Below are 9,282 nucleotides of genomic sequence, written 5' to 3'. Positions count from 1 at the left end.
ATAAGGCCGCCTCGCGGTGGACGTTGATCTCAGCGCCCCATTAACCACGATGGCCGCACGCAGGTCTTGCGCAGTGGGCACCTCGGCATGGATGCCGAGGTAGCCGCGCTGGGCCATGGATGGCCCTTTGCGGCGGCCCACGGAGCAAGGGCTGCGTGCGGGCATGCCGAGCCTAAGCGAGGCACCAAGTGGTGGGGCATAGAGCGCTTTGGTTACTTCCGACTGGGCCGGCTTCCGGGCTTTTCGAAAGTGACCCGCCGTCAGGGCGGAACCCTAAGTGGCCGTTACCGCAGAAACGGATATACACACCGACCTTAAAATCCCACCCAGCTCAACGACTAAGCAGGAAAATCCGCCTGAGGTGCAGCCGAATCGCTAGCAGGTGCAGTTTGGAGATCACACCCATCAATGCTCCACCCCAACACTTCCAGCGCATCGCAACCGTCCTGCAACAGCAGATGCGCGGCGCTGGTGAAGTGCTCCAGGTCATAGCCTTCGGCGCTTTTCATGCATAGACAGGAAACGCTGTTGAGTAAATCTCGAGCCACTTTGATGCGATGCGCAGCAGTTTCCAAAAGATCGGAGGCGCCGGCTTCCGTGTCGATAAAAAGCGTGGCTCCGGCGCTGGTATTTGCTTGAAGGGGATGGAACTTGATCATCGGGTTGCTCTCTTGAGTTAGGAGCTACCGCCGTTCGCGGAGGCAGCAAAAAGCGCCGCCGTTGGGGGCGCTCGTGCACTCTTGTTCGACCGGCTAAGATCGGTCACCGATTTGTCGATGACGAGAGAACTATAGGCGAGGCCCTAATGACAAAAAACCGGGTTTCTTGATCTCGGAGCTATCCTACGTGAAACCCGGAACGGGTTTACAGATTCGATATTTGACAGACAGATCTCGGAATTCAGCCACGCAGAAAGGTCTGGGTATGCTGTAGGGCAATGCTTCGAGCCACGGAGGCCGGCGCGGTGATGCTGTGATCACAGCGTGGGCAGCCTACAAGCTCCATCGCTATGTCTCGCCAGCGGCTAGGAGACGGCTGGCATCGCGACCCGGGATGAAATTTTTAAAGTTCGACCTCATTCATGAGAGGTCGTACTCAATGCCTACCCAACACTCATATCTTCCCCAACATCTCGCTCTGGCAATAGCCTTGGCGCTCGGCTGTGTCGAGGTTTCGATGGCTCAGTCACCTGCCGAGACTCCTACGACGGCCGAGTTTCAAGAGCGTCTCAAAGCGCTCGAAGAAGCTACAGACACTAAGCATCACAGTATTGTCACCCCCCGCAAAAAAGGCATGAAACTGACTAAGACCAATGACTTGGTCAACGTCAGCGCAAATGGCACGTTCGGCGGGACTGTTGATGGAGGTGGCGGAACCAACGTTCTGCGATTGGGCGATGCTCAACACTCCAAAGTACCTGAGACCCGCAATTTCGAGGCTTTGCATGTCACTAAAGGCGAATGGGAGCACACCGGGAATTTCGCTGGTTGGGGAGTGATCGAGCCGGAGACCACGTTGACCAACACCGGCCATATCGACGGACAGATCGGGGTACTCGGTGCGTTCGATAACAAGGGGGTTGTCGCCAACAACGTGATCATCGAACCAAGCGCCCGCATGACAAATTCCGGCACAGTCAATGGCGGTGTCCATGTGCGCGAGAACGCCAGTTTCAGCGGCAATGGATCCGTGGAATTTCTGAGCGTAGCGGGTCAGTTGAGGGTCGGGCCTGAGACCGGTGCCCCCTCGATCAAAGGAAACTTCGAGCTGTTGAGCGGCGCAGAGCTGATCTATGGCGTCGATGCTGATGGTCGTAGCTCGACGATCAACGTTGAAGGCACCGCGACACTGAACAACACGACCCTGAAAATCGATGCTGTACCGGTCGAAAACATGGGCACGAGCGAGCACACGGTGATCCGAGCGGGGGACATTGAGGGTGAGTTCGGCACGGTCATTAGCAATCTCACCTTCATGACGGCGACCCCGCACTACAGCGGGACGGAGGTTGGCCTGACCTATGCGCGCAACGACATCCCCCTCAAGGTTGCAGCAAAGAACGAAAACGCAGAAAGATTCACCAACAGTATCGAAGATCCGCAAACGGCCACGCCACTGCCGCCCAAGCCTGTCGACAATGTAGCGGCTGTCCGGTCACCTACCACCCAAGCGAAAGTCGATCCGGCCCAACATCCCCGCCAAGCGTCGCCAGTGGCCAGCATTGAACCGAAACCCACCAGCCAGCCGCACACCACTCCCGTCGCGCAACCCAACGCAGCCGTCAATGCGCTGCTCGGCACCAACCTGACCACCGCTGCCGATGCCATCGACCAACTGGGCGGTTATGACACCGCCGACCTGGGCAATGTCACCTTGAGCAGTGTCGCGCCGATCAGCACGGGAATGCTCTCGGCCATGAGCCGGAGAAGTCCGGCGGATGGGTACGACAACGGCCAAGTCTGGGTCCAGGCCATCGGCAACAGCGGTAGCCTCGCCAAGGAATTGGGCAGCTATGCCCTCAAGCATTCGACCAAGGGCCTGATGCTGGGAACCGATTGGGCTGTCAGCTCCAATTGGCGGTTGGGCATCATCGGCAGCAAGACCCAGACACGACTGGACAGCTATCAATTCGACGGAGCGCTCGACAGTTGGCTCGTGGGCGCCTACGCCTTGCGCGAGGACGGTCCGCTGGCGCTGCGCCTGGGCGCTGTCCATGGCAATCACGACGGCAGCACCAAGCGCCATGTCGCGTTCAACGGTTTCAGTGATCGCCTCAAGGGTCGCTACGACGCCACGACGCAACAGGTCTTCGGACAGGTCGGCTACCACCTGGACGTCGGACCGTTCGATATAGAGCCCTACGTCCAGGTGGGGTACCAACGCTACCAACGCGACGCCTACGCGGAAAAAGGTGGCGATGCCGCGCTGCAATACCACGACCAGACCCAGGAACACTTCAGCAGCGACCTCGGCCTGCGCCTCGCCCGCCCTTTTGTCTTCGACCAAGGCATGCGATTGACGCCGCGCGTCGATGTCGGCTGGAAACACCTATACGGCGACATCAGGGGCAGCTCCCATCAACGCCTGGCTAACGGCGGCAATGTCTACCTCATCAAAGGAGTCGAGCTGGACCGCGACAGCCTTCTCTTGCAAGCAGGACTGGACCTGGCCGTATCGCCACGTCATACCCTGGGACTGAACTACAGCGGCGAAACGGGGCAGGACAACCGCAACGGCGCGTTGACCGGCCAGTGGCGAATGATGTTCTGACAGGCAAAAAAAAGGGGAGCACATGCCCCCCCGAGGTTAAAGCGTTGTATCGAGGCTGTTTATTCAGCCTTCGATCTCGATCAGGATCTCGCCCGGGTTGACCCGGTCGCCCTTGGCTACATGAATCGCGGTGACCTTGCCGGCGATGGCCGCCTGCACTTCGGTTTCCATCTTCATGGCTTCGGTGATCAGCACTGCTTGACCGGCCTTCACCACGTCGCCTTCCTTGACCAGCACATCAACGATGTTGCCCGGCATGGTGGTGCTGACATGGCCCGGTGCAGTGGCTTGCTTGCGCTTGCTGCTGCCGCCACTGACAAATTCATTGAGCGGTTCGAACACGACCTCTTCCGGCATGCCATCGATGGACAGGTAGAAGTGACGCTTGCCTTCGGCCTTGACGCCCACACCGGTGATGTCGACGCGGTAGGTTTCGCCGTGAACATCGATGACGAACTCGGTCGGCACGCCTTCGCCGCCCGCCGAGCTCACGCTGCCCGCCTCGGGGATTGGCAGCAGCACTTCCGGGGTCAGGGTGCCGGCTTCGCGTTCTTCGAGGAACTTGCGACCGATGTCCGGGAACATGGCGTAGGTCAGTACGTCCTCTTCGGACTTGGCCAGCGCACCGATTTCACCGCGCAGCTTGGTCATTTCCGGCTTGAGCAAATCGGCCGGACGCACGTCGATCACCTCTTCGCTGCCGATGGCCTGGCGACGCAGCTTCTCGCTCACCGAGCCTGGCGCCTTGCCGTAACCGCCCTGCAGATAGAGCTTCACTTCGTTGGTGATGGTCTTGTAGCGCTCACCGGCCAACACGTTGAAGAACGCCTGGGTACCGACGATCTGCGAGGTCGGGGTCACCAGCGGCGGGAAGCCGAGGTCTTCGCGCACGCGCGGGATCTCCGCCAGCACTTCGTTCATCCGGTTCAGTGCGCCCTGCTCTTTCAACTGGTTGGCGAGGTTGGAGATCATCCCGCCCGGCACCTGGTTGACCTGGACGCGGGTGTCCACCGCGGTGAACTCGCTTTCGAACTGGTGGTACTTCTTGCGCACGGCGTAGAAGTACAGGCCGATTTCCTGGAGCAGTTCCAGGCTCAGGCCGGTGTCAAACTCACTGCCCTTGAGGGCCGCGACCATCGACTCGGTGCCCGGATGGCTGGTGCCCCAGGCGAAGCTGGAGATCGCGGTGTCGATGTGATCGGCGCCGTTTTCGATCGCCTTGAGCTGGCACATCGCGGCCAGGCCGGCGGTGTCGTGGGAGTGGATGAACACCGGCAACGATTGCTCGGCCTTCAGCGCTTTCACCAGCTCGCCAGTGGCGTATGGGGTCAGCAGGCCGGCCATGTCCTTGATCGCCACCGAGTCGCAACCCATGGCTTCCATCTGCTTGGCCTGGGCCACGAACGCGTCGATGGTGTGCACCGGGCTGGTGGTGTAGGCGATGGTGCCCTGGGCGTGCTTGCCGGCAGCCTTCACCGCTTCGATGGCGACCTTCAGGTTACGCACGTCGTTCATCGCATCGAAAATACGGAACACGTCGATGCCGTTGACCGCAGCCTTGGCCACGAACGCCTTGACCACGTCATCGCTGTAATGGCGGTAGCCCAGCAGGTTCTGGCCGCGCAGGAGCATTTGCAGACGGGTGTTGGGCAGCGCCGCGCGCAGTTGGCGCAGGCGCTCCCACGGGTCTTCTTTCAGGAAGCGCACGCAAGCGTCGAATGTCGCGCCGCCCCACACTTCCAGCGACCAATAGCCGACCTTGTCGAGCTTGTCGCAGATCGGCAGCATGTCTTCGGTGCGCATGCGGGTGGCGAGCAGCGATTGGTGGGCGTCGCGCAGGATTGTGTCGGTAACAAAGATCTTCTTGGACATGGTCATACTTCCTTACAGGCCTGCGTGGGCGGCAATGGCGGCGGCGATGGCCAAGGCCAGCTCTTCGGGTTTGCGCTTGATCGAGTAGTTGGTCAGTTCAGGGTGGCTTTCAACGAAGCTGGTATTGAACTGGCCGCTGCGGAATTCCGGATTGCGCAGAATCTCCTGGTAATACGCGGCGGTGGTCTTGACCCCCTGCAGGCGCATGTCATCCAGGGCCCGCAGGCCACGGTCCATCGCTTCTTCCCAGGTCAACGCCCAGACCACCAGTTTCAGGCACATCGAATCGTAGAACGGCGGAATGGTGTAGCCGGTGTAGATCGCCGTGTCGGTGCGCACACCCGGGCCGCCAGGGGCGTAATAGCGGGTGATCTTGCCGAAGCTGGGCAGGAAGTTGTTTTTCGGGTCCTCGGCGTTGATACGGAACTGCAACGCAAAGCCACGGTGCTGGATGTCTTCCTGCTTGACCGACAGCGGCAACCCGGAGGCGATGCGGATCTGTTCGCGAACAATGTCGATACCGGTGATTTCTTCGGTGATGGTGTGTTCCACCTGCACCCGGGTGTTCATTTCCATGAAGTACACCTCGCCTTCGGCGAGCAGGAACTCCACGGTGCCGGCATTCTCGTAGCCCACGGCCTTGGCGGCACGCACCGACAGGTCGCCGATGTAGGCGCGCTGCTCGGGGGTCAGCTGCGGGCTCGGGGCAATTTCGATCAGCTTCTGGTTGCGGCGCTGGATCGAGCAGTCCCGTTCGAACAGGTGCACCACGTTGCCGAAACTGTCACCGAGGATCTGCGCTTCGATGTGCTTGGGATTGACGATGCACTTTTCCAGGAACACTTCCGCCGAACCGAATGCCTTGGTGGCTTCGGAAATGACCCGCGGGAAGGCCTGTTCGAGTTCTTCGCGGCTGTTGCAGCGACGGATACCACGACCGCCGCCGCCGGACGTGGCCTTGAGCATCACCGGGTAGCCGATGCGATCACCTTCAATCAGCGCCTCTTCGATGCCCGCCACGTTGCCTTCGGTCCCCGGCGTGACCGGCACACCGGCCTTGATCATGCTGCGGCGCGCTTCGGTCTTGTCGCCCATGCGGCGAATGACTTCTGCCGAAGGGCCAATGAATTTGATGCCGCGTTCAGCGCAGATGTCTGCCAGTTCGGCGTTTTCCGAGAGGAAACCGTAGCCGGGGTGCAAGGCATCACAGCCGGTTTCCACCGCCAGGTTCACCAGTTTGCGCGGGTTGAGGTAGCCGGCCAGCGGATCGGCGCCGATGCTGTGGGCCTCGTCCGCACGCTTGACGTGCAGCGCATGGCGGTCCGCGTCGGAGTAGACCGCGACCGAGCGAATGCCCATCTCGGCGCAAGCGCGCACGATGCGGACGGCAATCTCACCACGGTTGGCGATCAGGATCTTTGTTATCAATTGGAGGTTCCCTTGAGCCGGTGATACCACGGCCTGGGGTCCAGGCCGACGCGTGACCAGATGTAACAATTGGTCGCAGCCCCACACTAGTCCTGGCTGTTGATTAACAAAAATGAATAATTATTGGGTCATGCATAAGCAAAGACTTATAGTTGCGCTATCCGTCTCGGCCCAGGGTGCTTGAAAGATGCGTAAGTCATTGATGCGTATGACATTACGTCAATTGCAGATTTTCAACGAGGTGTGCGACCTGAGGTCCTACAGCCGTGCAGCTGATGAAATGTCTCTCACACAACCGGCCGTCAGCCTACAGATTCGTTCCCTGGAAGAGCTGATTGGCCAACCGCTGTTTGAGTATGTTGGCAAAAAGCTCTACATGACCGAAGCCGCCGAAGCCCTGCAACGTGCCAGCCGGGACATCTTCGGACGCCTGGAAAACCTCGACATGCAGCTCTCGGACATGCAGGGTTCGCTGCAAGGCCAATTGAAGCTGGCGGTGGAGTCCAGCGCCAAGTACTTCGTCCCGCACCTGTTCGCCGCGTTCAAGCGCCAGCATCCGGAGGTCAACCTGAACCTCACGGTGGTCAATCGCGGCCAGGTCATCCGTCGGCTCTCGGACAACCGTGACGACTTGGTGATCATGTCCATGGTGCCCCAGGACATGGGCCTGGAATTCCTGCCCTTTCTCAACAACCCCATCGTCGCCGTGGCGCCGCCCGATCATCCGTTGTGCCACATGGGCCCGCTGCGCTTGCAGGACCTGGAGCCCTATACGCTGCTGTTGCGCGAACCGGGGTCCGGCACGCGACTGGCCTGCGAGGAGTATTTCAAGGAGAAACGGGTGCATTTCACCCAGACACTGGAGGTGGCGTCGGCGGAGGCCCAGCGCGAGTGTGTAGTGGCCGGGCTGGGCGTGGCGCTGTTGACGCGCCACGCCGTGAGCCGGGAACTGTCGTCCGGCGCACTCATCGAGTTGCCGGTGGAGGAATTGCCGCTGTACCGCAGCTGGTGCCTGGTGCAAGCCAGGGCCAAACGCCTGTCACCGGTGGCTCACGCCTTCCTGGCATTCGTTCGCGGCGAGCGCGCTCAGATCATCGGCCTGGTTGAGCGTTTCGACGGGAAGCCGCCGGCGTTGCCTGCCAGTAATTGAACTCTGCCGCGTCAGGAAATTCGCTGATCTCGGCCAGGAGCTGGCGCTGTTCATAGCGGTCTTCGATGGCACGACGGAACGCCATGCGGCGCTGGTCTTCCTGCTGACGACGGGTTTTGACGGCGCTGCGTTCTTCGTAGGACTGGGTCATGTCGAGACTCCCAAGACGTATACGGGAGCTTTACGATGACGGCGCGGGATGACGGTTTGGCGGCGCGTGCGTTACAGAACGATGAATTCGGGCAAACGATCCCTGTGGCGAGGGAGCTTGCTCCCTCGCCACAAAAGCCCCTCGACCTCAGGGCTTGGGATTCAGTCGTCCAGCGCCTTCACCGACTTGGGCGACAGCCGCAGGCTGCGAAGGCTGCGCTTCACGCTCTTGAGATGGTTGACCAGGCTTGGACCACGGGCCATGGCGACACCCATTGCCAGCACGTCGATCACCACCAGGTGGGCGATGCGCGAGGTCAGCGGCGTGTAGATCTCGGTGTCTTCATGCACGTCGATGGCCAGGTTGACCGTGGACAGTTCCGCCAATGGCGTCTGGCTCGGGCACAAGGTGATCAGCGAGGCACCGCTTTCGCGCACCAGGTTCGCGGTGATCAGCAAGTCCTTGGAACGCCCCGACTGGGAAATGCAGATCGCCACATCGGTGGGTTTCAAGGTCACCGCTGACATGGCCTGCATGTGCGGGTCGGAATAGGCCGCAGCCGTCAGCAGCAACCGGAAGAACTTGTGCTGGGCATCGGCTGCCACCGCACCCGAGGCACCGAAGCCATAAAACTCGACACGCTGGGCCTGGGACATGGCCGTGACGGCTTTTTGCAGCGCCACCGGGTCGAGCTTCTCGCGAACCTCCATCAGCGTATGCAGGGTCGTGTCGAAGATTTTCAGGCTGTAGTCCGCCACTGAATCGTCTTCGTGGATCGCAAACTGACCGAAGCTCGCGCCGGCGGCCAGGCTTTGCGCCAGCTTGAGTTTCAGGTCCTGGAAACCCGAGCAACCGATGGCCCGGCAGAAACGCACGATGGTCGGTTCGCTGATGCCGACGCTGTGGGCAAGATCGGCCATGGAGCTATGCATCACGGCCGCAGGATCAAGCAGTACGTGATCGGCGACTTTCAGCTCCGACTTGCGTAGCAAGTGGCGTGACTGGGCGATGTGTTGCAACAGGTTCAAGGGGCTGGACTCTTGTTATGGGCAGATGCCGGGATGTAGCAAGCTTGTAGTTATACTACAAGAACTGGCTTTTTGCCCGTCCAAAACGTAACTGGATTGCCGCGCTGCCCCTTTGTTTTGGCCGAGGATCCCCCGATGTAGCAGCTTGTGCCGTAGCGCAAACCTTCAACGCTGCCGATCCGCTGATTTCCAGGCCCGTCCTGGGCTTTCAACGCGGGGAAAATCGTCTATCGGTCAATAGCCAACGCCTAAAACAACTTGCGCCCCTCAACAATATCTCCCAGTAACAATAGACAGTAGATCTTAAAACAGAACCAAGTAAGCCATCGGAAACTCATTTCTCCTTACAATACCAACCGCAATTGAGCAGACACTCTCAAGTC

The 9,282-nt window shown here is 60.1% G+C and carries 7 protein-coding genes and 1 pseudogene; 2 read left to right on the top strand and 6 right to left on the bottom strand.

Annotated features, from left to right (window positions below; all coding sequences use genetic code 11):
- Together CFII68_RS28050 and CFII68_RS01235 are read right to left on the bottom strand one after the other, a co-directional pair.
- Positions 1-117: pseudogene (locus CFII68_RS28050) on the bottom strand (nucleoid-structuring protein H-NS); the annotation flags it as partial.
- A gap of 221 nt (positions 118-338) precedes the next feature.
- A complete protein-coding gene (locus tag CFII68_RS01235) occupies positions 339-659 on the bottom strand; it encodes a hypothetical protein (RefSeq protein WP_018613939.1) in 321 nt (106 codons plus the stop codon).
- Between the two features lie 439 nt (positions 660-1,098).
- Between CFII68_RS01235 and CFII68_RS01240 the strand changes: the two genes are divergently transcribed.
- On the top strand, positions 1,099-3,270 hold the full coding sequence (locus CFII68_RS01240; RefSeq protein ID WP_033062940.1) for an autotransporter domain-containing protein: 2,172 nt from the start codon (positions 1,099-1,101) through the stop codon (positions 3,268-3,270).
- A gap of 63 nt (positions 3,271-3,333) precedes the next feature.
- Here the strand turns inward: CFII68_RS01240 and oadA are convergent, their stop codons facing one another.
- Entirely contained in the window at positions 3,334-5,142 is a 1,809-nt protein-coding gene (oadA, locus tag CFII68_RS01245) for a sodium-extruding oxaloacetate decarboxylase subunit alpha (protein ID WP_018613934.1), read from the bottom strand.
- Positions 5,143-5,154: 12 nt separating this feature from the next.
- On the bottom strand, positions 5,155-6,570 hold the full coding sequence (locus tag CFII68_RS01250; RefSeq protein WP_018613932.1) for an acetyl-CoA carboxylase biotin carboxylase subunit: 1,416 nt from the start codon (positions 6,568-6,570) through the stop codon (positions 5,155-5,157).
- A 187-nt stretch (positions 6,571-6,757) separates the two neighbouring features.
- On the opposite strand from CFII68_RS01250, the gene CFII68_RS01255 reads away from it, so the two are divergent.
- Positions 6,758-7,720: a LysR family transcriptional regulator gene (locus CFII68_RS01255; protein ID WP_013694598.1), complete on the top strand. Its 963-nt coding sequence runs from the start codon at positions 6,758-6,760 to the stop codon at positions 7,718-7,720.
- On the opposite strand, the gene CFII68_RS01260 is transcribed toward CFII68_RS01255, so the two are convergent.
- A complete protein-coding gene (locus CFII68_RS01260) occupies positions 7,662-7,871 on the bottom strand; it encodes a PA3496 family putative envelope integrity protein (protein ID WP_018613928.1) in 210 nt (69 codons plus the stop codon). The genes CFII68_RS01255 and CFII68_RS01260 overlap by 59 nt on opposite strands.
- Before the next feature lie 161 nt (positions 7,872-8,032).
- Positions 8,033-8,899: a transcriptional regulator HexR gene (gene hexR, locus CFII68_RS01265; RefSeq protein ID WP_003187110.1), complete on the bottom strand. Its 867-nt coding sequence runs from the start codon at positions 8,897-8,899 to the stop codon at positions 8,033-8,035.
- Positions 8,900-9,282 lie beyond the last annotated feature (383 nt).

The organism is Pseudomonas sp. CFII68, assembly GCF_000416195.1.
Lineage (GTDB): Bacteria > Pseudomonadota > Gammaproteobacteria > Pseudomonadales > Pseudomonadaceae > Aquipseudomonas > Aquipseudomonas kilonensis.
Note: the sequence above shows the minus strand (reverse complement) of the source record. Positions and strands in the feature narration are given on the sequence as shown.

Excerpts from the sequence above, each read along its gene's own strand:
- CFII68_RS01235 (WP_018613939.1), bottom strand. The coding sequence starts at position 659 with ATGATCAAGTTCCATCCCCTTCAAGCAAATACCAGCGCCGGAGCCACG.
- CFII68_RS01240 (WP_033062940.1), top strand. The coding sequence starts at position 1,099 with ATGCCTACCCAACACTCATATCTTCCCCAACATCTCGCTCTGGCAATA.
- oadA (WP_018613934.1), bottom strand. The coding sequence starts at position 5,142 with ATGTCCAAGAAGATCTTTGTTACCGACACAATCCTGCGCGACGCCCAC.
- CFII68_RS01255 (WP_013694598.1), top strand. The coding sequence starts at position 6,758 with ATGCGTAAGTCATTGATGCGTATGACATTACGTCAATTGCAGATTTTC.
- CFII68_RS01260 (WP_018613928.1), bottom strand. The coding sequence starts at position 7,871 with ATGACCCAGTCCTACGAAGAACGCAGCGCCGTCAAAACCCGTCGTCAG.